This is a genomic window from Streptomyces sp. NPDC102259, assembly GCF_044766465.1.
In the GTDB taxonomy this organism is placed as follows: domain Bacteria; phylum Actinomycetota; class Actinomycetes; order Streptomycetales; family Streptomycetaceae; genus Streptomyces.
Genome location: NZ_JBIWMA010000002.1, coordinates 339,863 through 363,533 on the forward strand (window position 1 = coordinate 339,863; position 23,671 = coordinate 363,533).

The 23,671-nt window shown below is 72.3% G+C and carries 15 protein-coding genes and 1 tRNA gene; 3 read left to right on the forward strand and 13 right to left on the reverse strand.

Going from position 1 to position 23,671, the window contains the following annotated elements:
• Position 1: 1 nt before the first annotated feature.
• The 10 genes from ACIRPU_RS06130 to ACIRPU_RS06175 form a co-directional block, all read right to left on the reverse strand.
• Positions 2 to 1,546, reverse strand: a complete 1,545-nt coding sequence (locus ACIRPU_RS06130; protein ID WP_403862319.1) for a right-handed parallel beta-helix repeat-containing protein — start codon at positions 1,544 to 1,546, stop codon at positions 2 to 4.
• 8 nt (positions 1,547 to 1,554) lie between these two features.
• Positions 1,555 to 3,531 (reverse strand): alginate lyase family protein, encoded by a 1,977-nt coding sequence (locus ACIRPU_RS06135; protein WP_403862322.1) that lies wholly within the window; start codon positions 3,529 to 3,531, stop codon positions 1,555 to 1,557.
• Positions 3,528 to 5,735: a bi-domain-containing oxidoreductase gene (locus ACIRPU_RS06140; RefSeq protein WP_403862325.1), complete on the reverse strand. Its 2,208-nt coding sequence runs from the start codon at positions 5,733 to 5,735 to the stop codon at positions 3,528 to 3,530. Before ACIRPU_RS06140 ends, ACIRPU_RS06135 begins: the two co-directional genes overlap by 4 nt.
• Before the next feature lie 15 nt (positions 5,736 to 5,750).
• On the reverse strand, positions 5,751 to 7,685 hold the full coding sequence (asnB, locus tag ACIRPU_RS06145; RefSeq protein WP_403862328.1) for an asparagine synthase (glutamine-hydrolyzing): 1,935 nt from the start codon (positions 7,683 to 7,685) through the stop codon (positions 5,751 to 5,753).
• Between the two features lie 3 nt (positions 7,686 to 7,688).
• Positions 7,689 to 9,242: a Wzz/FepE/Etk N-terminal domain-containing protein gene (locus ACIRPU_RS06150; RefSeq protein ID WP_403862331.1), complete on the reverse strand. Its 1,554-nt coding sequence runs from the start codon at positions 9,240 to 9,242 to the stop codon at positions 7,689 to 7,691.
• Positions 9,239 to 10,609 (reverse strand): Wzz/FepE/Etk N-terminal domain-containing protein, encoded by a 1,371-nt coding sequence (locus tag ACIRPU_RS06155; RefSeq protein WP_403862334.1) that lies wholly within the window; start codon positions 10,607 to 10,609, stop codon positions 9,239 to 9,241. Before ACIRPU_RS06155 ends, ACIRPU_RS06150 begins: the two co-directional genes overlap by 4 nt.
• On the reverse strand, positions 10,606 to 11,886 hold the full coding sequence (locus ACIRPU_RS06160; protein ID WP_403862337.1) for a glycosyltransferase family 4 protein: 1,281 nt from the start codon (positions 11,884 to 11,886) through the stop codon (positions 10,606 to 10,608). Before ACIRPU_RS06160 ends, ACIRPU_RS06155 begins: the two co-directional genes overlap by 4 nt.
• The gene (locus ACIRPU_RS06165; protein WP_403862340.1) at positions 11,876 to 13,195 is read right to left on the reverse strand and encodes a nucleotide sugar dehydrogenase; all 1,320 of its coding nucleotides are present in this window, start codon (positions 13,193 to 13,195) and stop codon (positions 11,876 to 11,878) included. Before ACIRPU_RS06165 ends, ACIRPU_RS06160 begins: the two co-directional genes overlap by 11 nt.
• An 82-nt stretch (positions 13,196 to 13,277) precedes the next feature.
• Positions 13,278 to 14,756, reverse strand: a complete 1,479-nt coding sequence (locus ACIRPU_RS06170; RefSeq protein WP_403862343.1) for a sugar transferase — start codon at positions 14,754 to 14,756, stop codon at positions 13,278 to 13,280.
• Between the two features lie 949 nt (positions 14,757 to 15,705).
• A tRNA-Met gene (locus tag ACIRPU_RS06175) sits at positions 15,706 to 15,779 on the reverse strand.
• Between the two features lie 464 nt (positions 15,780 to 16,243).
• On the opposite strand from ACIRPU_RS06175, the gene ACIRPU_RS06180 reads away from it, so the two are divergent.
• Together ACIRPU_RS06180 and ACIRPU_RS06185 are read left to right on the forward strand one after the other, a co-directional pair.
• Entirely contained in the window at positions 16,244 to 16,774 is a 531-nt protein-coding gene (locus ACIRPU_RS06180; protein ID WP_403862346.1) for a ParH-like protein, read from the forward strand.
• Positions 16,767 to 18,068, forward strand: coding sequence for an MAB_1171c family putative transporter (locus ACIRPU_RS06185; protein ID WP_403862349.1), 1,302 nt, complete (start codon positions 16,767 to 16,769; stop codon positions 18,066 to 18,068). The genes ACIRPU_RS06180 and ACIRPU_RS06185 overlap by 8 nt, the downstream gene beginning before the upstream one ends.
• Here ACIRPU_RS06185 and ACIRPU_RS06190 read toward each other — a convergent pair.
• A complete protein-coding gene (locus ACIRPU_RS06190) occupies positions 18,055 to 20,448 on the reverse strand; it encodes a LuxR C-terminal-related transcriptional regulator (protein ID WP_403862352.1) in 2,394 nt (797 codons plus the stop codon). The two genes, ACIRPU_RS06185 and ACIRPU_RS06190, sit on opposite strands and share 14 nt — an antisense overlap.
• A gap of 212 nt (positions 20,449 to 20,660) precedes the next feature.
• On the opposite strand from ACIRPU_RS06190, the gene ACIRPU_RS06195 reads away from it, so the two are divergent.
• Positions 20,661 to 21,137 carry a helix-turn-helix domain-containing protein gene (locus ACIRPU_RS06195; protein ID WP_403862355.1) on the forward strand — a complete coding sequence of 159 codons (477 nt, stop codon included), beginning with the start codon at positions 20,661 to 20,663 and terminating at the stop codon, positions 21,135 to 21,137.
• Between the two features lie 80 nt (positions 21,138 to 21,217).
• Here the strand turns inward: ACIRPU_RS06195 and ACIRPU_RS06200 are convergent, their stop codons facing one another.
• Both ACIRPU_RS06200 and ACIRPU_RS06205 read right to left on the reverse strand, forming a co-directional pair.
• Entirely contained in the window at positions 21,218 to 21,904 is a 687-nt protein-coding gene (locus ACIRPU_RS06200; protein WP_385556467.1) for a 2OG-Fe(II) oxygenase, read from the reverse strand.
• A 72-nt stretch (positions 21,905 to 21,976) separates the two neighbouring features.
• Positions 21,977 to 23,650, reverse strand: a complete 1,674-nt coding sequence (locus tag ACIRPU_RS06205) for a B12-binding domain-containing radical SAM protein (RefSeq protein WP_403862359.1) — start codon at positions 23,648 to 23,650, stop codon at positions 21,977 to 21,979.
• Between the last annotated feature and the right edge of the window lie 21 nt (positions 23,651 to 23,671).

Sequence of the window (23,671 nt, forward strand, 5' to 3'; positions counted from 1 at the left end):
CTCAACCACCAGCCTGGAGGCCGAGGGTGCTGCCCTTGTCCTGCTGGTACGGCGTCCCCTGCCACTGTCCGAAGTCGAGCACCCGGCTCTGGTCCTCGGCGACGAACTTCCACGGCCCGACGTAGACGTTGTCGTGCCAGCGGTTGTGCTGATCCTCGGTGATGGCGTCGGCCACCCCTTCGCCGTGGTAGGGCGACCAGTCCGGATAGGTCCCGTAATTGGACAGCACCGCCATGCGGTCGCACATCTCCGTGCACTTGACTACGGACTCGTCGAGCACGAAGCGGTTGTCGTGGATGTCCACCCGCTGGGTCTTCCACCGACAGTCGGAGTACAGCGGTGCCTTGGCGATCGCCGGTCTCACGCAGCTGCCGGTCTTCTTCACCAGCAGGGTGCAGTCACCGGACGAGGTGTTGGCCGGGCTGTTGCAGAACCGGTCGGCGTTCTCCCACAGGGTGATCCCGGACCAGTTGTTCTCCAGCACGTTCCCGTAGATCTCGATCTTGTCGGTGCGGGCTCGGATCCGTGGTTCGCCGCCGGACTCGGACAGGTAGACGGTCGCGAACGGAAAGGTGTCGCCGCTGTCGGCTCCCTTTCGGCCCTCGACCCAGTTGTTCCGCCGGATCATGTTGTCCCGGATGACCGCGTTGTAGCTGATCTCGTAGATCAGTGCGGCACCGTCGTTGTCCTCGATCACGTTGTTCTCGATGCGGAAGTCGTTGTTGTTGGTGTCCGCCCACAACCCGGTTCCGCGGTTGTCGTGCACCCAGTTGCCGCGTACGTCGGCGCCGTTGACGGCCCAGAACTTGATGCCTCCGGTGCAGCCGCAGCCCTTGTGCCGCCGCTCCCAGTCGCCGGTGTTGTTGCCCACGATCTCGTTGCCCTCGACCACCAGGCCGGTGATGGGGCCGTTGGCCTTGTACGCGTTCATGCCGTACTGGCCGTTGTCGCGCAGGCAGTCGGCACGGACCTGCTGACGGGCGCCGGCCATCAGCCCGGCGCCGGAGTTGTCCTTGATCGTCGTGTGTTCGATCACCCACCCGTCGGCCGAGTCATGGTTGACGACGCCCTCGTCCTGCGGCGCGACAAAGCCCCGCACGGTCAGATAGCGGATGGTGACATCGGCGGCGTTGCCGGTGAAGGCGTACTGGTTGACCTTCCTGCCGTCGAGCACCGCGCCCGGCGCGCCGAGGTAGCGGTCCCCCTTCTTGGGGATGACCTGGGCGTAGCGGTCCCGCTCAAGTCGGTGCGTGCCCGGCCGGAGCCAGAACGTGGTGTTCGGAGGGCTGCTCTTGGTCTTCGCCGCCAGATCGCCCACCACCGCGGGGTCCACGGTCACCGCGCCCGCCGGCGCCTTCGCCGGTCCGGCGGCGGGGTTGGCGCACACCCGGGCCACGGACCGGGCGGCGGACGTGGCCGTGGACGGCGCGGCGGTCGGCTTCGTCGCGGCCGGGGCGCTCGACGTGCTGTCGCAGCCGGTGGCCGTCAGCAGGGCCAGCGTCAGCGGTGCCGCCGCCAACGCCCAGTGCCGACTCTTGATCCCCACGCGTCCCCCTAGCCGCGGAACCTGAGGACGGTGGTGAACCCCTCGGCGCCGTCGGCGAAACCGGTGCCGACCAGCGTGGTGGTGGGTTCCTTGCGCCCGAAGCCGGCGGAGTACCAGCCCAACGGCGGGTCGCTCTCGCCGCGATGCGCCCGCCAGGACAGCTCCCCGGGCAGGTCGAGCACCGCGGAGCGATCCACGCCGTCCCGGGTCCAGGTGAGCACCGCCCGGTTGTCCGCCAGGTCCGCGGCGATCGCCGGGCCGAGGTGGAACGCCAGGTGCACGGTCCGGCGCGGGCCGCGCACCTCGTCGACCACCCGCAGCTCCCGGCTCGCGGCCGTCAGTTCCACCCGGCGGCGGTGCACGGAGCCCTGATAGCCGTCGTGTTCGGCACACCAGCGGGCCGTCCCCCCTTCGGCGACGCCGGCGGGGTCCGCGACCAGGACGCGGCTGCGGGCATGCCGGGTCCACAGGAACGGGCCGCCGGAGACGGACTGGTCACCGCCGTCCAGCCGCAGGGTGTTGTGGCCGAGGGTCGACCGGAAGTACTGCCGCCACTCGGGCTGCCCGTGGTAGCAGAACGTCCCCGGGTCGGCGAGCACGTCGACGCCGTCGTGCCGGACCTCCACGGACAGCGCGTCCGCGTGAGCATGCGCGGCGATGGACAGGAAGCCGTGCGGACCACCGTCGCAGCGGCACCAGATCTCTCCCGGGCCACGCAGGATGGTCATCCCCGCGTCGGCGAAGTGGCCCGGTCGGCTTGCCGGGCGGGTCACGGCCGGTGCTGTTCCGTCCTTCGGGTACGGCCGGATGAGCGCGGCCAGCAGCGGGGTGCGCACATCGGTGCCGGTCACCGTCGGCCACCAGTCGAGCCGTCCGAACACGGCGTCCCCGGTGGCCAGCAGCGAGGCCCAGCGGTCGGTGCCCGCGCCGTCGACGACCAGGCCGTGCCCGTCGTCCGCGTCCCCCTGCCGGGGCGGCCGTAACCGGTTGTCGACGATGGCCGCGAGCGCGTCGGTCATCCGCAGCAGCGTCAGCCGGATCGACTCGGGGACCGGCACACCGGCGGCGTCCGCCTCGGCCACCGCGGCCAGGCCGAGCTCCAGCACCAGTCCGTGATACTCGGTCGCCAGCTCGCGGTTGAGGCCGGAGTCGAAGGTGTTGCTTCGCAGCTGCCGCTCCAGCGACCGCAGCGCGTCGGTGCGCAGGCGCGTCGAGGAGGGAAACCACCCGAACGCGCAGGCTGCGGCGAACTGCCCGGCGGCCTCGGCGATGACGTGGTTGTTCGCCGAGGACCCCCGGCTGGGGAAGGCGGCCAGCCAGCGCTGGTGGTGCCAGATCTGGTTCAGCGCCACCGGGTTGTCCTCGAACAGATCGGCCACGCCCGGCCAGCCGTCGAGCAGCCGGCGGATCCACACCCAGGACAGCAGCCGGATCCCCAGCTCGATGCCGCTGGTCCAGTGCACTCCGCGCAGCGGCGCGTTGGCCGCCCACCACGACCGCAGGTGCTCGGCCACTCGCTCGGCGTACCGCTCGTCCCCGGTGATCGCGTAGGCGCCGGCGAGGACGGTGAGGTACTGGTGCCGGGACGGCTCCCAGATCTGCTTGATGTCCCCGACCGCGTCCTCGTCCCGGTACGGCACGTCGAAGGCGTAGCCCCACGGCGCCCGGCGCCCGGTCTTCGGGTCGAGCCACCAGTCCGGGTCGGTCAGGTCGTCGCGGTCCACCCCGAAGAACTCGGCGTGCCCGGCCATCAGCCGGTCGGCCTCGGCGATGAGACGTTTCGCGGCGTCCGGTGGCACCGCGGCGATCGTCCCCGCGGGCAGTACCGCGGTGAACCGGGCGCCGGTCACGCTCGGGCAGTCCGGCCGCGCCGACCGCCACCGCCGTCTGCGCACCGCGTCGCCCACCCGGCCGCCGACCTCCCGCGGCCCCATCCGGGACAACCGCCGCAGGTACCAGCCCGGACTCCCCGCGTTCACCGTCATCGCGCCCTCGCCAACGTCACCGGCGCGCCGCCGGCCAGGCCGGTCTGCACGGCGAGGGTGGCCGCCGTGGTGGCGACCAGCGACTCCAGCGGCACCGGCATCGGCCCGCCGGTCCGCACGGCCTTGATGAACGCGGCCAGCTCGGCGTTCTGGCCCTTGTCCCGGGCCTTGGGCAGCCGTGAACTGACCCACTTCTTGCGGCCGGCCCCCCCTTCTGCAAACACCGAGGCACGGACGAAGTCGTCGAGCCGCAGCACCTTGCCGTCCGCGATGAGGTCCAGCGTCTCCTTGGGGAAGCCGGGCGCGCCGGTGGTGACGTAGGTGATGGCGGCGGTGGAGCCGTCCGGGTAGCGCAGGACGACCTGGAGGTCCTCGTTGCCGGGCGCGGCCGTCGCGTACACGGAGACCGGGTCGGCTTCGAGCAGCCAGCTCGCCGTGTCGATGAAGTGTCCGCCCTCGCCGGCGAACCGCGAGCCCTCGGCGCCCTGTTGGAGGTACCAACTGCCCTGCTGCAGCTTGCCCGCGTTGACCAGGTAGCGCAGGCTCGCCGGACCGGTCCGGGCGCCGAACCGTGTCCTGGCCTCCTGGAGGAGCGGCGCGAACCGGCGGTTGAAGCCCACCTGCAGCCGGTCGTTGCCGGACTCCTCCACCGCCGCGAGTACGTCGGCCAGCTCCTCCTCGGTGAGCGCCAGGGGCTTCTCCACGAACACCGTCTTGCCGGTGAGGAGTGCCTTCCGGGTCAGTTCGGCGTGCGAGCTGTGCCGGGTGGCCACGAACACCGCGTCGATCGACGTGTCGCCCAGCACGGCGTCGAGGTCGGTGGTCGCCTGGGCGAAGCCGAACTTCCGCTGTGCGTTGGCCGCCGACAGCGCCGTCGTGGTGACGACGGCCGACAGCTCGACGCCTTCGCGCTGCGCCAGGTGCGGCAGCAGCATCGACGTCGCGTAGTTTCCCGCGCCGATGAACGCGAGACGCACCGGCGTCTTGGCGGCCCGGGCCGGCGTGGAGACTCCGCCGCCGGGTCGCTTCACCGCGGGCACGGTCACCGCCGGGGCCCCCGCTTCCGCCGCCTCCCCCGCGTGCTCGGGGTACCGGAACAGCACGGCCACGGCCTTCAACTCGCCGTCCTTCAGGCGCTGGTACGTCTCGACCGCGTCGTCGAAGTCGGCGATGTGGGAGACCAGGGGCTCCACGTCGACGCTGCCGCGGGCGACGAGGTCGAGGAAGCACGCCAGGTTGCGGCGCTCGGTCCAGCGCACGTAGCCGATCGGGTAGTCCCGCCCTTCGAGCTCGTACTCCGGGTCGTAGCGCCCGGGGCCGTACGAGCGCGAGAAGCGGACGTCGAGCTCCTTCTCGTAGTACGCGTTCCACGGCAGGTCCAGACGGCACTTGCCGATGTCGACGACCCGGCCGCGGTCCCGACAGAGCCGGGCGGCCAGCTCGACGGGCTGGTTGCTGCCCCCGCCGGCAGCCAGGTACACCTGGTCCACGCCGTGACCGCCGGTGAGTTCGGCGACGGCGGCCTCGACGGCCGCGGACGCGGGATCGCCGCAGGCCGCGGCGCCCAGGCGCTCGGCGAGCTCGCAGCGCACCGGGTCGGGGTCGGCTCCGACCACGCGGACTCCCGCGGCGGCGAGGAGCTGCACCACCAGTTGCCCGATCAGCCCGAGGCCGATGACCAGCGCCACCTCGCCGAGCTGCGGCTCGCCCTGGCGGACGCCCTGCATCGCGATCGACCCGACGGTGCCGAAGGCGGCGTGCCGCGGCGCGAGGCCGTCGGGGACCGGCGCGTAGAGGTTCCTCGGCACCCAGTTCAGCTCGGCGTGCAGCGCGTGCTCGTTGCCGGCGCAGGCCACGAGGTCGCCGACCTTCACATCGTCGATCCCGGCGCCGACCTGCTCGACCACCCCGCACAGCGAGTAGCCCAGCGGCGTGTAGGAGTCCAGCTTGCCCATCACCTTGCGGTAGGTGGCGGGCACCCCGTTGGTGGCCACGCTCTGCATGACCTTGGCCACCTGGTCCGGCCGGGAGCGGGCCTTGCCCAGCATCGACATGCCGGCCTCGGAGACCTTCATGAGCTCGGTACCGGTGGATATCAGCGAGAAGGCGCTGCGGACCAGCACACCGCCCGGCTTGCACCCCGGCACCGGAACGTCGAGCACCGCCAGCTCGCCGCTCTTGTAGTTCTGTACGACCTGCTTCACCCGAACTCCTGATTCCTAAGCCGTCAACCGAGCGCTCTGGCCGGACCCGGAGGTCGCGTCGCGATACCAGTACTCGAGGGTCAGTACGTGCCACAGATGCTTGGAGAAGTCCCGCTGCCCGGCGGCGTCCTCGGCGACCATGCGCGCCAGCGCGTCGCGGCGCAGGAGCCCGGAACGGACGAGCTCGCCGTCGTTGACGACCTCGCGCACCAGCGGTGCCAGGTCCCGGCTCATCCAGGCGCGCAGCGGGGCGCTGAACAGGCCCTTGGGCCGGTAGACGATCTCCCGGGGCAGGACCGAGGTGGCCGCCTCCTTGAGGACGGCCTTGCCCTGCCGTCCGACGATCTTGCGATCACCGGGCACGGCGAACGCCGCCTTCACCACTTCGACGTCCACGTACGGCACCCGTACCTCGGTCGAGGCGGCCATGCTCGACCGGTCCGTGTAAGCGAGGTTCAGGCCCGGCAGGAACATCCGGGCGTCGGTGAGGCACATGCGGTTGACGAAGTCGTCGAGGTCGTTGTCCTGGTAGACGTCCGCGTGTTCGGTCACCACGTCGTCGACCGTCCCGGCCAGGTCCGGATCGAGCAGGGCGAGCAGCTCGTCCTGGTCGTACATGGTGTAGCTGCGCCGGAACGCGGTCTCCTCGGGCAGATCGGCGAAGGAGAGGAACCGCTTCGCGAAGCGCACCGACCGGTACCCCCGGCGGGACGTGGCGACCGGCAGCCGGTCCACGACCCCGGACACCCCGCGCCGCAGGGGCCGCGGGACGCGCTGGTAGCGCAGCGCGAGCAGGTTGGCCAGGTGCTTGCGGTACCCGGCGAACAGCTCGTCGGCACCCATCCCCGAGAGCATCACCTTGACCCCGGCCTCGCGGGCGGCCATGCAGATCAGGTACGTGTTGATCGCGGCGGGATCGCCGATCGGCTCGTCCAGGTGGTACGTCATCTGCGGCAGCAGGTCGAGCACGTTCGGGGCGATCTCGATCTCGTGCAGGTCGACGCCGAACCGCTCGGCCACCTGCCGGGCATAGCGCAGGTCGTCCGGCATCGCCTCGAACTTGGCGTCCTCGGCGCGGAAGCCGATCGTGTAGGCGGAGATCCCGGGTTGGTGGCGGGCCGCCAGCGCGGTCAGGTAGCTGGAGTCGAGGCCGCCGGAGAGGAAGGTCGCCACGGGTACGTCGGAGAGCAGGTGGCGCCGGGTCGACTCCTCGACGATGGCGGCCAGGTCCGGCCGGTCGCCGGCCCGGGCCCGCTCCCGGCCCTCGGCGGCGATGTCCCGGAGGTTCCAGTACTGGCCGCGCTCCACCCGGCCGTCGGGCCGGCACCTCAGCCAGCTCCCCGGCGGGAGCTTCTCCGCCTCGCGGAACGCGCACCGCGAGTCCGGCACCCAGTAGTAGAGCAGGGACGCCACCAGCGCCGCGTGGTCCACCTCCAGCGACCTGCCGGTCACGGCGGCGAGCGCCTTGAGCTCGGAGGCGAACATCAGGCCCTCGCCGCGCCGCAGCAGGAACAGCGGTTTGATGCCGAGCTGGTCGCGGGCGAGCACCAGGTCACCGGTGCGCTCGTCGAAGATCCCGAACGCGAACATGCCGCGCAGTCGGGGCAGGCAGTCCGTGCCCCAGCGCCGCCAGGCCTCCAGGAGTACCTCGGTGTCGGAGGTACCGCGGAAGCGCACCCCGGTGGCCGCCAGCTCGGCACGCAGCTCGGGCGCGTTGTACAGCTCGCCGTTGTACGTCAGGGCGAGGCCGTCCGAGACCATCGGCTGGGCGCCGGTCTCCGACAGGTCGACGATGGCCAGCCTGCGGTGCCCGAGCTGCACCTCGCCGTCACCCAGGGGGTGGCCGTAGCGGCCCGAGCCGTCCGGGCCGCGGTGGGCGAGGGTGTCGGTGAGCCGGTCGGTCACCGCCTTTCCGTCCGGCCATCGGTAAGTGCCTGCGATGCCACACACGTCCTACCGCACCTCCTGGTCGTTGTCCGGGACCCGTGCGGCCCGTATCGGCTGGCGTTCGGTGAGCCGCCGGCCTTCCCCCACCGCCTGAACGGCGTGGGAGGTCCCCCCACCGTTCTGCCAGGTCGGCCGCTGGGTCCGGCCGCGCAGCGCGTTGGCCAGGCCGTCCCACAGCGTGCCGTCGGTCCGGTCGCGCCGATCGGGGTCGATCAGCACCACACCGATCACCGGGATGCGCTGGTCCGCGAGTTGCCGCGCCACTGTGTGCAGCCATGCGACGCTGCCGTGCCCGGCACGCACGACGAGCACGGTCCGGGCGCCGAGGTACTGGAGGTCGGTCCACGCCGTGCCGGGCGCCACCGAGCCGACGCCTATCCGCTGCTCCTGAGGCGGGACGGCCGCGGCGCGTTCGCCGCTGACCACGGTGGGGTCTCCTGGCTTCGGGCGGCGGCCCGCGAGCTGTGGGCGGGGGAGACCGTCGATGACGACCACTGGCCCGTCCTCCGCCAGCGCCCGGGCGAGGCCCAGGGCGATCACGCTCGTGCTGCGCGCGCAGCCCAGTTCCAGCAGAGACAGCGGTTCCGCGGAGCCGCGCGCGGTGCGGGCAAGGGTCGTGGTGAGCCGTTCGCGTGCCACCCGGGTCCGTCGGCGCTGCCACAGCCTGCCCGAGCTGCGGGGCAGTTCCGCGATGACCGAGGCGCCGACGTTCGCCGCGATGTCCCGGCGCAGCACGGGGCGGTCCGCCACCACCGCGCCGACCGCGGCGAGCGCGAGCCCGAGGAAGAGCCCGAGGACGAGTCCGATCACGGCGTTGGTGACGGCGGCCTTGGGCAGGGAGTGCCGCACCGCGCGCGGGGCGTCCACGATCTGTGTGCCGGCGACGAGCTGGGGCGCGCCGACGCGCGCCTCCTCGGCACGTTGGCCGAAGTCGGAGATCTGTGAGGTGAGTTCGGCCCGCCGGGCGAAGAGCGACTCGAGGTTCGCCGCGTCCTTCGGGTCGGTGTCGGGCGACCGGCCGCCGATCGCCTTGTTGACGTCGGCGAGCTCCACCCGCATGCGGTCACGCTGGTCGAGCAGGCCCTTGGCGTTGGCGTCGGCGATGGCCTGGATGCGCTTGGCGTGGTCCGCGACGAACGCTTCGGCCAATGCCCTGGCCCGGGCCACCGCTTCCGCGTCGGTCTTGCCTGTCACATCGATCTGGAGGACGTTGTTGGTCAGTCCGGTGCCCCGGTAGTCCCGCATGAGGTCCTCCGGTTTTTCCGGGGACTCGAGGATCCGCAGGGCCTGGCCGGCGATCCGCGAGGTCGCCAGCAGCTGGGCGTCGGTGCGGATCAGCGTTCCGGTGTCGTTCGGCTGGTCCTCCTGATGCGCGACCAGCACCTTGGTCACGGCGGCCGGTGCCGGCGGCAGCAGGACCGCCACAGCCGCGCCGATCAGCAGTCCGAGCAGCGCCATGGCGCTCCACAGGCGGCGGCGTCTGCGGACCGCGACCACCAGCGCCTGCAGGTCGAGGAGCGGAGCGGCGGCCGACGACTCCGAAGTCGTGCTCGTCGTCACGCTGAACCTCCAGTCGCATGGCCGGGAACTGCGAGCGCCAGGGTGGCCTCGTCAGAAGGGCGGTCGGCAGTCCGCTCCGGGCGGGTGCGGACCGTGCCGGCGACGACGACGCCGACGACCTCGTGCCCGCCGTCCGCGCACGCCTCGGCGATGCCTGCGAGTTCCTCGGCGGTCCAGCTGCCCGCGCTGAGGACGGCCAGGGCACCGGACTCGGTGTCGCGGTCCGGCACGATCGGCCGGTCCACCGAGACCTCCACCACCCGCAGCTGCGGATCACCGGTGGCCTCGGCGACGAGCTGTCCGGCGGCCAGTCGGGCGACCTCGTCGCCTTCCGGTACGACGACCAGCAGCCGCCGGGGGGCGGGCAGTCGGTCCCGGAGGCGAGCGCACACCCGCCGGTAGCGGATCCGCCTGTCGGCCTCGTCGCCGGATCTCTGCGGGGCAGGTATGTCCCACCGGGTGTCGATGCCGAGGAGCCGGCGGAGCCGGGCCCGTGAGCCACGGCTTTCGGGCCGGTGCCCGCCCTGTTCACCGGGCACGTCGACGGTGCCGAGGAACGGGGAGCCGAGCGCCGCGGCGATCTCCGGTTCGGTGCGCAGCCGGCGGCTCACCCGTGCGGCGGCGAGATGGCCGATGACCGCGAGCAGGACGAACAGCAGCGCCCCGGCGACGATGAGCTGCATCCTCGTCGGCGCCGCCGCGCCGGTGGGCCGGGGCGCCGGCCCCATGACGACCATGCCGGCCTTGGTGGTCGCCGGATCGGCCTCCTCCAGCTTCTTCATGGCGTCCTGCAGCCCGGTGCGCAGACCCTCGAGCTCGGTGCGGGCCTGCACGGCCTCCACGGTCTGCCCCGGATCCGCCGAGTTGGCCAGGTCGGTGATGCGGCGGTTGGTCTCCGCCACCTGCTTGCGCAGCGTCTCTGTCGCCGTGTCCGCCTCGGGGTCGGTGCTGCCGCCCGCGACGCGGGTGGCGAAGGTGACGAACTGCTGGGCCAGCTGGTCGGAGAGCCGCTGGGCGCGCTCCGGGGTGTCGGCCGTACCCGAGATCTTGATGATGTTCCCGTCGTCCGCCTTGGCGCTCACCCGATCCCGCAGTTCGGTGCCGTCGACGCCCTTCCAGGCGAGCCTGGCGGCCGCGCGGTCGACCACCGCCGAACTGGTCGCGATCTCCGCCTGAGTCAGCAGCTCGCGCTCCTCCCACTGCCCCGGCAGCAGTACCGATGCCTCTGCCGTGTACCGCGGCGGAAGCAGCAGCACCGAGGTGCCGTAGCCGAAGAGCGCGCCCACTACGGCGAGGACGGCGAGTAGCCGCCACCGCCGACGGAGAATCCGTCCGATCGTGACCAGGCGGATCGTGTCGTCATTCAATGGTGCGGCCTCTTCCCCGTACGGACCGGCCCGCCCGCCGACACCGGGGCATGGTCCCGGCAGGCGGCGGCGTAGGCGGCGAGCAGCGACGCTTGCGAGTTCCGCCAGGACAGCGGCCCGCTGATCCGCTCCTGGCCGATCTTGCCCATCCAGGCCCGCTTCTCCGGATCGTCCAGCAGCAGCGCGATGAGCTCGGCGAACTCGGCCTCGTCGTCGGCGGCCGCGTAGACGGCGGCGTCACCGGCGGAGACCCGCGCCTCCCGGAGGTCGAACGAGACGATCGGCCGGCCCATCGCCATGTACTCCAGGACCTTGTTCATGGTCGACACGTCGTTGAGCGGATTGCGCGGGTCGGGGGAGAGGCACACGTCCGCGGTGGACAGGTAGCGCACCAGATCGGCGTCCGGAATACGCCCGGTGAACTCCACCTGGTCCGAGAGCCCGAGCCGCCCGGACAGCTCCACCATCGCGTCGAAGGCGTCGCCGGAGCCGACGAACACCGCGTGCCAGTCGGTCCGCCCGAGTTCGTCGCGCAGCTTCGCCAGGGCCCGCAAGGCGTAGTCGACGCCGTCCTGCGGGCCCATGACGCCGAGGTAGCACAGCAGATGAGGCTTGCCGCGCTTCAACTCCGGTTCGGGCGGCACCGGTTGGAACCTGTCGACCTGGGGCGCGCTGCGCACCACGAAGACGTCCTCCGGCCGTCGGCCGCCACGGCGCATCGCGACGTCACGGTAACTCTCGTTCGTGGCGAGCACGACGTCCGCGGCCCGGTAGGTCAGCCGTTCCAGCGCGCACACGCCGCGGTAGAGCAGATCCTCACCGCGGTCGAACCGGGAGAGGTACAGCTCGGGTACCAGGTCGTGCTGGTCGAAGACGAACCGCGCTCCGCGTCGCTTCAGCCACAGTGCCGGCAGGAACAGCAGGTCGGGCGGGTTGCAGGCGTGGACCACGTCGACCGGGCCGACCTTCCGGGCCAGCCGGACCGTGTGCCACAACGCCGCTCCGTACTCCCGCAGGTAGCCGGCCGGCCCTCCGGTGGCCGCGCGCAACGGATAGCGGTGGATCCGCACCCCGTCGATCTCGACCTCCGGCTCCGTGTCCCGCTTGCTCCCCCGGGGGCAGATGACGTGCACCTCCCAGCCCGCGTCGCGCAGCGTCGTGCACTCCTGCCACACCCGCCGGTCGAACGGCACCGACAGGTTCTCCACCAGGATCAGCGCGCGCCGGTTCGGCCGGTCGCCGCCGGCTCTGTCACCCAACGATGTGTCACCAAGCAAGGCCCACGTACCCCGGTTCGGCCCGGCGCGCTTCGGCATCGGGAAGGTGGATGAGGTCGACGATCACCGGGCCGTCGGCGCCATGGGGCAGCGCCGCCAGCACGGCCGGATCCCTGGTCCCGACCAGGCAGACCTCGGCGTGCTCGAGCACCTCCTCGACGGAATCCGCGAGGAGCTGCGCGAGGTGCGGCAGCCGGGTCTCGATGTACTCGCGGTTCGCGCCGATCAGCCGGGAGAGGCTCACGTTGGCATCGTGGATCCGCAGGTCGTAACCCTTGCCGAAGAGCCTCTCCGCCAGTTCGACGAGCGGGCTCTCACGGAGGTCGTCGGTGCCGGGTTTGAAGGACAACCCGAACAGGCCGACCCGGCGCTTGCCGGTGCGCTCGACCAGGTCCACCGCGCGCTGCAGATGGTCGGAGTTGGAGGGCAGCACGTGGGAGAGGATGGGCACCGAGACGTCGGCCCGCTGCGCCGCGTGGACCAGGCTGCGCAGATCCTTGGGCAGGCAGGAGCCACCGAAGGCGAAGCCGGGCCGCAGGTAGGCGGGGCTGATGTTCAGCTTGCGGTCGGCCAGGAACACGTCCATCACCTGGTGCGAGTCCACCCCGAGCGCCTGGCACACCGCGCCCAGCTCGTTGGCGAAGCCGATCTTGAGGCCGTGGAACGCGTTGTCCGCGTATTTGATCGCCTCGGCCGTCGGGATCGGCACCCGGAACACCTCGCCGGGCAAGCCGTCGTACAGCGCCGTCACCGCATCACCGCTGGCCGGGTCGAGCTCGCCGACGACGGTCTTGGGCGGGTCGAAGAAGTCCCGCACGCTCGTGCCCTCGCGCAGGAACTCCGGGTTGACCGCGACCCCGATGTCCACCCCGGCCGTGCCGCCGACGTACTTCTCCAGGATCGGTACCAGCAGGTTCAGGCAGGTGCCCGGGAGCATGGTGCTGCGGAACACGACGGTGTGCCGCCCGCCCCGCTCGGCCAGTGCGGCGCCGATCTGCTCGGTGACCCGCTCCAGGTACGTGGTGCACAGGCTGCCGTTGGGCTCCGACGGCGTGCCCACGCAGACGAGCGACACCTCGCTGTCCATGATCGCCTCGCGGACGTCGCCGGTGGCGCGTAACGCTCCGCTCCGCACGACGTCGGCGATGAGCTCGCCGATCCGCTCCTCGACCACCGGGGCCTTGCCGTCGTTGACCAGGTCGACCTTTACCTGGTTGACGTCCACCCCGATGACCTGGTGACCCATGCTGGCCAGGCACGCGGCCGACACGCAGCCCACGTAGCCGAGCCCGAAAACGCTGACTCTCATGACTCGTTCCTCCCCCCAGGCAGGCCGTCCCGGCCTGCGGTCCGCGCGTCGGCGGGACCGTTGAGTTGCGGCCTTGCGCGCATCAGTAGGCCCCCTGGCCGTAGAGCACCGCGCGTAGCGTCTTCCACAAGATCACTGTGTCCAGGGCGAGCGACCAGTCCTCCACGTACCGCAGGTCCAGCCGGATCGCCTCCTCCCAGGACAGGTCGCTGCGTCCGCTGATCTGCCACAGGCCGGTGAGTCCGGGCTTGACCAGCAGCCGCCGCCGGATGTCCGGGCCGTACGCGGCGGACTCCTCCGGTAACGGAGGCCGCGGACCGACGAGCGACATCGATCCGGTGAGTACGTTGAAGAGCTGCGGGAGCTCGTCGATCGAGTACCGGCGCAGCACCGCCCCCACCCGCGTCACCCGCGGATCCCGGCGGAGCTTGAACAGCAGGCCGGCGCCCTCGTTGCGGTCGGCCAGCTCGGCACGTGCCCCGTCGGCCCCGGCGACCATGGTGCGGAACTTGAGAATGGTGAACTCGCGGCCGTCCTTGCCGACCCGGCGCTGGCGGTAGAACGCCCCGCCTCGACTGTCCATCAGCACGAGCAGCCCGACGAGCACCATCAGCGGCGCGAACACCATCAGCAGAATCGTTGCGCCTATCCGGTCGACCACCCCTTTGACCGCCCGGCGGCCGCCGGTGAAGGTCGGCATGCTGACCCGCAGCAGCGGGATCCCGAGCACCGCGTCGATGTGCAGCCGCGGGCCGGCCACCTCCATCAGCACAGGGGCCACGATCATCTCGGCGTCGCTGCCTTCGAGGTTCCAGGCCAGCCGCTGCAGCCGGTCCGGTGACCAGTGCGGGTCCGGTGTGACCGCGACGACACGGTAGCCGTCGCGGCGGACGTGATGGGCGACGTCCGTCAGTCGTCCGACGACCCGTACTCCGTCCAGTTGGTCACCGTCGAACCCGAGACCGTCCGTCGTGCACACCGCGTCCACCCGCCAGCCGAGGTGCGGGAACTTGCGGGTCCGGGTGATCAGGTCGCGCACGGTGGCCAGGCTCCCGGCGGCGAGCACCGGTCGCAGGCACTGTCCTTCCTTGCGCTGTTTGTGCAGCCAGAGGCGCAGCAGATACCGCGCGGTCATGGTGACGAGCGCGATCGCGGGGATCGCTACGAAGATCCAGAGCTTGATGTTGCGCGAGGTGAGGGCGATCCCGCCGAGCGCCAGCACGACGGTCGCCGTGAACAGCGAGCGTCCGAGCCGGCGGAATTCCTCGGCGCCCTGGCCGAGCACGGCCGGAGCCCACGAACGGCTCACCGCGAGCGACCCCAGCACCAGCAGCTCGGTGCCGAAGGCGAGAATGCCCCATTTCTCATGCCAGTTGGCCGCGTCCCGGGCTCCGAAGAAGTTGCCGATCCCCGCCACGACTATGGCGGTGGCCACGGTATCGCTGGTGACCACGGCACGACGGTACCGTTGCTCCCATTCGATAGCGGGCTGTCTGATCGCGCCGTTCGCCATGCGCTCGCGCGCTGACGGAAACGGGCTGACTAGTCCCCCTTGCCGCACAGAACCCCCCAGGTTCCCAGTGGCTCGACGTGTTCGCCCAACACTGTTCCTCCCCCCGGGAGGCCCCCGCCCCCCGTACTGTTCCCCCCTCGGGAGGCCCCCGCCCCCCGCGCATGACATCCCCGATTACTTCAGCGCTGCTTGAACAACCCACCCTGGCGGCACCGGACTTGCTTGTCCTGCCGGACTCTCGAAGTGGGCGGGAAATCGTCGATACCCCGGGTGCTCCCCGCACCCGAGCGCCCTTTCGGACTCGAAGAACCGATCACCCCCACGTCTGGCGCCGGGGACGCGACTGCTGGCATTCCATAGCGCCGGACCTGGAGATCACTGTTGTTCGCCTCGTGCCCAAACAGCTGAAGCACGGTCAATCTAGACCATCGGGGCCAGTATGAAGAGAGGGATGTGTGTAATTTGTGCTGAAGCTTTGGGGCAGTCCTGGATCAGTGGCCGGAACGGGTGCCTCGACGCCACCGCGCACTCCAACGGCTCGCCCGGCCCCCTGGGTGCGGCCGCTGCGCGAAACCGATAGGCGAACCGCAACGGGCCGTCGAACGAGGCTGGTTGGGCAAGCGCTTGCCGTCCGCGCGTGTACTCTTCCGGGCCGGGGTGCATGCCGTGGCGCGTGCGTGGCATGGCGTGCGGTACGGCGGTGACGGGCCCTGTCTCGACGCCGAAATGAGTGCGCGTCAGCGGAGGACCACCGTGCGCCTGCCCTGGACGCACACCCGGCCTTCACAATTCCACCGGCCTACTCGGCCCTGGCGCGCGCCCGCAGGCGCTGGTTCGGACGGGCCCCGACGGCGCTTCGGCGCGGCGATCGGTGGTCGGCGGTGACCGCCGAACGCGGGCTCCCGGTCGACGACTTCTGTCGCGCGAGCGGTATCGAGCTGGACTTCCAGGAATGCGAGAGGGCCCGGATCGGCTGGATCCGGGCCCTCTTCAGCAGTAGCGGGGACAGGATTTGAACCTGCGACCTCTGGGTTATGAGCCCAGCGAGCTACCGAGCTGCTCCACCCCGCGTCGTGGTTCTCACAGTACGCCAGGTCAGCGGGTGCTCAAGACCACTCCAGGGCGCGAGGCCCCGGGGGGCGTGCCGGCTACAGGCCGATGCGGACCCGGACGCCGTAGAAGGGGAGGGCGCCGTCGCGGTCCGGGCGACCGTGGCGATTGAGGTGGTCGAGGCGACCGAGGCGGTTGCCTGATGACGCGTCAGTTCCCTTCGCGTTACCGCGCGGAGCCTGTCCGTCGGCTGGATCTCGTGGGGCGCACGCGGTGTCATTCGGGTGGGCGGGAGGCGCGCAACGGGGCGCGCGATATGCGCTCTGTCGACGCACGACAGTACGGCTGTACTATCAAAAAATATGCTTTGATCATTGAGCTGATCCTTCAGAGCGGATGTCGGAGCGGTCCAGGGGAGGGACGCCGGGCCGCTCGACGGCAGCAGACGCGGAGCGGCGGCGCCGTTCCGGTGGGAGGGGTCCCTGATGCTCACCGATCGGTCGCACAGACGCCTGTGGCGGAGGGTTCGCGCCCTCTCGGAGGGGCTCGAACTGCCGCACCCCTTCGACGCCGAGAGCTTCCTGGCCCTCCTGGCCGAACGGCGTGGCCGCCCGATCGAGGTCCTGCCGGTCGCGGTGGACGCGGGCGTCCCGTGCGGTCTGCTGGTGACGACCGACCACGCCGACTACATCCTGTGCACCCCGGGGACCAGCGCACTGCACCGCCAGCACATCCTCGTGCACGAGGCGGCCCACCTGCTCTGCGGGCACGACCGGTCGCCCGCCCCCGAGTCGCCGGGCGTACGCGCACTGCTGCCCGGACTCTCTCCCGACCTGGTGCGCCGGGTCCTGGGCCGCACCGTGTACGCCGAGCCCGCCGAGCGGGAGGCGGAACTGCTCGCCTCTCTCATCCTGCACCGCGTGCTGAGGCAGGGGCCCCTGCCGGGACGGGATCACGGACGGGCCGGAACCCTCGTCGGGGCGCCCTCCCGCCGCCCCGAGCGGCCACGTGTCTGACCTGCTCGCGTACCTCCCGGCCGTCGCCGCGCTGTGGCTGGGCTGCTACGAACTGCGTCTGCTGCGCTCCGGGAGCGACTCGCCCTTCGCGGTGCGCTGCCTGTGCCGCTTCGGATTCTGCATGGCCGCGGCGATGGCCCTGCTGGCCGCTCCGACGACGTACCTGGAGTGGCTGTGGCCGTGGTTCCCGCGGCTGACCCACCTCCTGGGCCGCGAGACGGAGATGGCCGCCCTCGCCTTCCTCCCGCTGGCCGTCATCGAGATCGGCCTGCCCCGGCCCCGCCTGCTGACCGGACGGCTGCACATCGGCGTCACCCTCTCGGCCCTCACGCTGTGCGCGGTGCTGTTCCTCTCCTCCGGCGTACGAGCCCGGCACGGCTCGCTTCTCGCGGAGGGAGGCGGAGCGGTGCTCCTCGCCTCCTGCGACACGGTCTTCACCGGCTACAGCCTGTGGTGCCTGGCCGCGTTCCTGGTCCCGGTCCACCGGTTCGCCCGGGGGCTGGGTCCGGGCGCGCTGCGCACGGGCCTGCGGCTGATCACGGCCAGTGTCACGGTGGGTCTCGTCTGGGCCCTGTGGGGTGTGTCGTCGATCGTCACCATGGCCGTGGACCACCGGCAGGGCGCCGGGCTGGACCCGGTGGGCCGGGTGCTCGGTCTGTGCTGTCTGGTGCTGGGCGTCCTGGGCGGCACCGCCGCGAGCTGGATCTCCCTCACCACCGCGGTCGGGCGGCGGCTACGGGCCTATCGGACCTACCGTGCCCTGGAGCCGCTGTGGTCGGCGTTGCGGGCCGTCTCTCCCGGCACGGCCCTGGACCTGGGCTGGCCTTCGGTGCGTCTGTTCTCCCTGCACCGCGCCGAGTTCGCCCTCTATCGCCGGGTGATAGAGATCCGGGACGGCTACCTGGAACTCCGTTCCTTCGTTCCCCCCGACGCCCGCGCGCTGTCGGCCGCGGCGCTGGACCGGTTCCCCGTGCCGGCCGCGGGCCGCGCGGCGATGGCCGAGGCCGCCGTCATCGCCGCCGCACTGGAGTCCGCCAGGATCGGCCCCGGCGGCGCGCGCCTCACCGCAGGCCCTGGCGGCCCTGGCGGTCCCGCCGGCCCCGGCGACCAGGATGTCGCGCTCGCCTACCCGGCCGACTGCTCGGTCGAGGAGGAGGCGGCGTGGCTGGTCCAGGTGGCCGAGGCGTTCACCGTGGCCGGGCTGGTGGAGCACATGCGCCACCGGGTGGCGCGCCAGGCGGTCCCTGACGATTCCCGCCGGGCGCGTAGTCGGACACCCCCTAGGACGGGATGAGCGTCGGCCCGGACAAGGCGGGGGCGGACGGAGGAAGGGCCGTGCGGAGGAACAGGGGTGGTTCCGGTGACGGGCGCAGGCCGCAGTGGTGCATCCAGCCCGCTATCTCCACTCGTGAGGAACAGCCCAGCTTCTTCATCGTGTCCCGGATGTGGTTGACCACGGTCCACTCCGAGATCGCCAGCCGGTGGGCGATCTGCCGGTTGCTCAGACCGGCCGCCACCAGGCGCGAGACCTCGGTCTGACGCGGCGTCAGCGGCCCGATCCGGGTGCGGGTGTCCGGGGGTGAGGGGTCCGCGGGCGTGGCGGCGGAGGGGGCGGGTGCCGGGACGAGGGAGGCCAGGAGGTCCGGGAGCGACGCCCTGGTGCCCTCGACCAGGGCGCGGGCGAAGGCGGCCTCGCCCAGCAACTCCCGCACCGGCTCCTCCAGTCGGGCCATGGCGAAGTCGGGCGTGCCCGCGTCCTCCGGGAACGCGCCGCGCCAGGTGTGGAAGGCCCCCAGGCCGCGGGCGGTGCCGGTGGCGCGTTCGACGACGTCGGGCAGGGCGGGGCTGCCCAGCGTGGTGGCGATGGCGCCCAGGACGGCCGTCGGGCCCAGGGCGCGCAGGGCCGACAGGGCCCGCTCGCAGTAGTGGACCGTGGCCTGCGCGCGTCCCTCCGCGGCCGCGAAGACGGCCAGGTGGAGCAGGGCCGCACCGGCGACGAGCGTGTCGCGTCCCTGCTGGGCCGCGGCCAGCACCTCCAGCGCGGTGGTCGCCGCGGCCACCGCGTCGCCGAGACGGAATCTCGCGAGTGCGGCCTCCAGCGACACGTGGCGGGCCTCGTGGCGGTCGCCGTCGGACCGATGTCGGTCGGCCGCCCCGACGAGCAGGGCGGCGCCGCGGCCGGGGTCCGCGGCCAGGACGCACAGGCCGCGCAGCCGCGTCACCCGCGCGGACAGCCCCGCGGCCCGGGCGGCGTCCGCCGTGATCCGGTCCAGCAGGTCCGTCGCGGCCTCGGGCTGGCCCGCCAGAATGCCCGCCTCGGCGAGCAGCAGGTCGGTGCGGAGCCGGTCGCGGTGGCCGGCCGCGGTCCATGACGGGTCGGGGAGGAGGCGCCCCTCGGCCCAGGTGCTCCAGCCGCCCGTGGCCCGCCAGTAGACGCGGAGGCCGTCGACGAGGTCGAGCGCCGCGCCGGTTCGCCCGTGGCAGAGCAGCGTCTCGAGTGCCGTGCGCAGGTTGCGTTCCTCGCTCCAGAAGGCGATCAGGCCCGAGCGCTGGTGCCCCGAGACGATCCGGTCGGCGGCGGCGCGGGCCAGGTCCGCGTAGTAGCGGGCGTGCGCCAGCCGGGCCGCGGTGTCCTCGGGTGGCGGGAGGCGGCGCGCGGGGCCGTCCGGCGGCAGCCGGAGCCGGAACCGGGCCGTGCCGTCCAGGCGGCCGGACGGCACGGTGGAGGCGGTGAGCAGATGGCCGCGCAGCAGGGTCTCCAGCGCCGAGGAGAATTCCTCCGGCGCGACGGCGGTGATGTGGCGCAGCGCCTCGGGGCCGAAGCCGCCGCTGAACACCTGGCAGTGCGCCAGCAGCCGGATCGGCGCGCCGTCGGCGGACCGGGAAGAGGCGCTCTGCGGGTCGCCGTCCGGTGCCTCGCGGGGGTCGCCGTCCTCGGCGCGGACCGGGTACGGGACGGTCCTCCCGCCCAGAGAGGCCCACGCCACCTCGGGGCTCTCCAGCGCGGCGACCCGCGCGGTGCGGCAGAGCGCGCCGGGGTTGCCGCCCACCTCGACGCAGGTCCGGGCGATGACCTGCTGGTTGTGCAGTTGGAGGGAGAACGCGGGGTTGATGGTGCGCAGGCAGGCGAGGTACAGCTGCACCGAGGGAACGCGCGCCAGTGCGCCGAGATCCAGCGCCGAGCAGTCGAGCGGCACGGGCAGCGGGTCCACCGGGAAGGGGACGAGGCCGTGGGCCGCGGGAGGCTGGCGGGCCGTGCCGAGGACCACGACGGACGCGACCGCGCAGGCCCGCAGCAGCCGGTGGTGGTCCGAGCGGTCGAGGTCGTCGACGAGCAGGAGCGGCCGGGCCTCTCCCGCGTCCCGGCCGGCGGTGAGGGCGGCGAGGAGGTCGAGCACGCTGTCCGTGCCGTCCGCGGACGGCTCGTCCGCGGCCTCCACGCGTACGGTGGTGGCGCCGGTCGACGCGCTGTACGCGGCGGCCGTCTCGGCCGCGAGCCGCGTCTTGCCCGCACCGGGTACCCCGGTCAGCAGCACTCCGGGGGTCGACGGGTCCGTCAGCAGGGCCGACAGCGCGGCCATCTCGCCGTTCCGTCCGACCATGTCCGCGGGGAACGCGGTGGGCGGGCGCGGAGCGGACGGGCGGGCGTTCTTCACGGGTAAGGGCACGGGCATCGTCAAGGACGGCTCCGGGAGGTGGACCCAGGCGGGCGGGGACGGCCAGGCGGTTCAGCTGAGATGAACCACCGTTTCGCGGTTTTCATATCCGTTGACCACCTCAGCATGGCTACCGACTTCGGGGGTGTCAACTACAGTGAAAATCAACGGACTTGCTCTCACCTGTGCGGGTAGGCGTACTGGAGGGCGGCGACAGAAGGGGGTAGGCGGTGGCCGAAACGGAACCCACGCCGTCGTCACTGAGCCGGAAGATCGACGGACTCCTCCGACTCGCCCGCAGGCCCGACGGCACGCCGTTCAGCAATGAGGAGGTCGCCGCCGCCTGTCGGGAGACCACCGGGGTGTCCTTCTCGACCACGTACCTGTGGCAGCTGCGCACCGGGCGCAGGAACAACCCGACCAAGCGTCATCTGGAGGCCCTCGCCGACTACTTCGAGGTCCCGGTCGCCTACTTCTTCGACGACGAGCACGGCGCGAAGATCGCCGCGGAGATCGAACTCCTCGGCGCCCTGCGGGACGCCGGGGTGCGCAGTGTGGCCCTGCGCGCGGTGGGGCTCTCCTCCGAGGCGCTCGGCACCGTCAGCGACCTCATCGACGTGATCGCCGTCCGTGAGGCGGCCGCCCGGCGCGCCCGGGGCGCGGGGGAGGACCGGTCCACGGCGGAACCCGGCGAGGACCGGGCCTGAGGGACGACCGGGACTGAGGGACGACCGCACCGTGCGGGACGGCCCGTCCCGGCGGCGGACGGATGCCGGTACGGCCCCGGTCAGTGCGGCCGCTCGGCGGGGCGGCGCAGGAAGAAACCCGCGACGGAGCCCCGGACCCGGTCCCCGGCGTGCGGCTCCACCTTCTTGATCATGTGCGGTACGCCCGACCGCAGGACGACCAGCCGGTTGGGGTGCGGGGCGACGTAGTGTCCGACCCGCGAGGTCAGGTGGGCGTTCTGGTCGGCCGGCCGCGCCCCGGGCGTTCCGCCGGAGACGAGCAGCTCGGCGCCCCAGGACGCCTGCCACTCGGGGTGCGCGTACAGCACGAACGAGGCGGCCCGGTCGCCGGAGTCGTCGTGCCAGGCCAGTCCGGAGCCCTGCGGGTAGAGGAAGGGGCGGCAGGTGAAGGCGTGCCAGTCCGTTCCGAACCGCCCCGTCCACGGCTCGATGCGGGTCGCCTCCTCGGCCAGCTGCTTCACCACGGCGTCGGTCGCCCCGCCGGACGGGTGCGGAGCGTGGTCGGCGAAGCGTCCCGTGAAGTGGCCTTCCGGGTCGTTCAGCGTGCCGGGCCCGCTGAGGGGACTGCCGTCCAGCAGCCCGTAGACCTTGTTCCACGAGCCGTCCCGGCGGCCGTGCACGAAGTGGTAGTCCTCGGTGCGCAGTCCCTCCCACAGCGAGGCCGCGGCCCCGGGGGCGAGGAAGTCGTCGAAGACGGCGAAGTCGTCCGTGCTCCAGGTGAGTTCCATGGTGTCCTCCGTGGACGGGGAAGGCGGTACGGCAGGGGAGGGGACGGGGTGCGAAGGCGGGGCGGGGCCCGGTCAGACGGTGGCGGTCCGGACGCCCCCGGCGCCCACCGGCACGGGTGGCCGCGCGGCCGCCTCCTGGAGCAGCCGCCGCGTCATGCCCGCCGCCCGCCTGTCGTCCGAGCCCAGCACCAGCCGCAGCATCTCGGCCGCGGGCGCCGAACGCCCGTGCGCGAGGTGCACGGTGGCCACGTTGAGGGGGCGCAACCAGTCCGGCTGCCGGGCCTCCTTCACCGGCCCCTCGTCGATGAAGGTCACTCGGGGGCAGTCGGACAGCCGGTCGGCGAGGTGGGCCGCCAGCTCCCGGGGCGGCATCGGCTCGCAGTACACCAGCGGTGCCAGCAGGTCGGCCGCGGGGACGGTGCGGGGTGCGGCGCCGCCGGTCGTGGAGAGCGGCCCGTCCGCCCGGTACAGGTGCCGGGGGTCGAGGGGGGTGCGGGCCAGCGGGGTGTGCGGGTAGACCCGCAGCCCGCAGGAGTAGCCCACCGACACGCCCCGGTCGGCCAGCCGGCGGATGTGGCGGATCGCGTTCTCCAGGGTGGCGGCCGTCTCGCCGGGCTGGCCGAACAGCACCCCGATCTGCACGTCCATCCACTCCGGCCGACGGCGCAGCAGCAGACCGAAGGTGTCCTCGACGTCGGACATCCGGTAGTTCTTGCGGTGCCCGCGCAGCATCCGGTCGTCGAACGCGTCCACCGAGAAACTCGGACGCACGCAGCGGGACCGGATCAGGGCGTCCATCAGCCGCTCGGAGAACGGCCTGACGTTGAAGTAGCCGTGCCAGCTGATCTTCTCCCCGTGGCGGCTTGTGGCCAGTGCCTCGCACACCTCGGTCAGCGCCCCCTCGTAGGGCAGGTTGACCTCCGGGGCCGCCAGGTGGAAGTGGGTCAGCCCGTACCGCTCGACGTAGTGCTCCGCCTCGGCGGCGACGGCCCGGGCGGGACGCGCGTCCACCCTGCCGACGTTCAGCGGATCGACGCAGTACGAGCAGCGCAGCGGGCAGCCCGCGTGGCTGCGCAGCGCGGTGGGGATGCCCCGGGCCTTGGCGAACAGCACGTACTCCGGTGCGATCCGCGGCAGCGCGGTGGTGGGCCGGGACACCACGTCGGGCCGCGGCCGCAGGCCGGGTCCCAGAACGCCGTCGGCGGAGCGCACCAGCCCGCCGGGGAGCGTGGACAGCGTCTCGGCGACCACCTGCCGCACGCCCCGGACGCCTCCGTCGGCGACCACGCGCGCCAGCAGGGCGGTGAACGCGGCCTCACCGGGACCGGCGAGGCCGAGGTCCAGGCCGAGCCGGTCCATCACCTCCACCGGGCAGGCGGTGAACGCCGCGCCGCCCGCCACCACCGGCAGTCCCGGGTCCCAGGCGCGCAGCGTCCCGGTCAGCTCGGCGATCGGCGCCAGGTAGTCCACCACGTCGATCCACCGCCCGTCCGCGCCGGGCGCCGTGTCGCAGGCGACCACGGCGTTGTCGATGTTGCGGATCGACAGGGCGACGAGGTCGGGCCTGGTCCGGTCGAGCACCTCGGTCAACAGGCCGGTGTGGTCGAGCGATTCGAGGAACGGGTTGCACACGGACACCTCGACCGGCAGTCCGCTTTCGGCGACCGCGGCCCGCAGGATCTCCAGGCCGTACGGGCCGACCGGCAGGACCTGGTGGGGGTTGGCGTAGAGCAGGAGGACGCGCACGGGTGACTGCTTTCTCGGAGT

Coding starts and splice junctions, on each gene's coding strand:
- ACIRPU_RS06180 (WP_403862346.1), top strand. CDS start 16,244: ATGCTCACCGATCGGTCGCACAGACGCCTGTGGCGGAGGGTTCGCGCC.
- ACIRPU_RS06135 (WP_403862322.1), bottom strand. CDS start 3,531: ATGACGGTGAACGCGGGGAGTCCGGGCTGGTACCTGCGGCGGTTGTCC.
- ACIRPU_RS06190 (WP_403862352.1), bottom strand. CDS start 20,448: ATGCCCGTGCCCTTACCCGTGAAGAACGCCCGCCCGTCCGCTCCGCGC.
- ACIRPU_RS06165 (WP_403862340.1), bottom strand. CDS start 13,195: ATGAGAGTCAGCGTTTTCGGGCTCGGCTACGTGGGCTGCGTGTCGGCC.
- ACIRPU_RS06200 (WP_385556467.1), bottom strand. CDS start 21,904: ATGGAACTCACCTGGAGCACGGACGACTTCGCCGTCTTCGACGACTTC.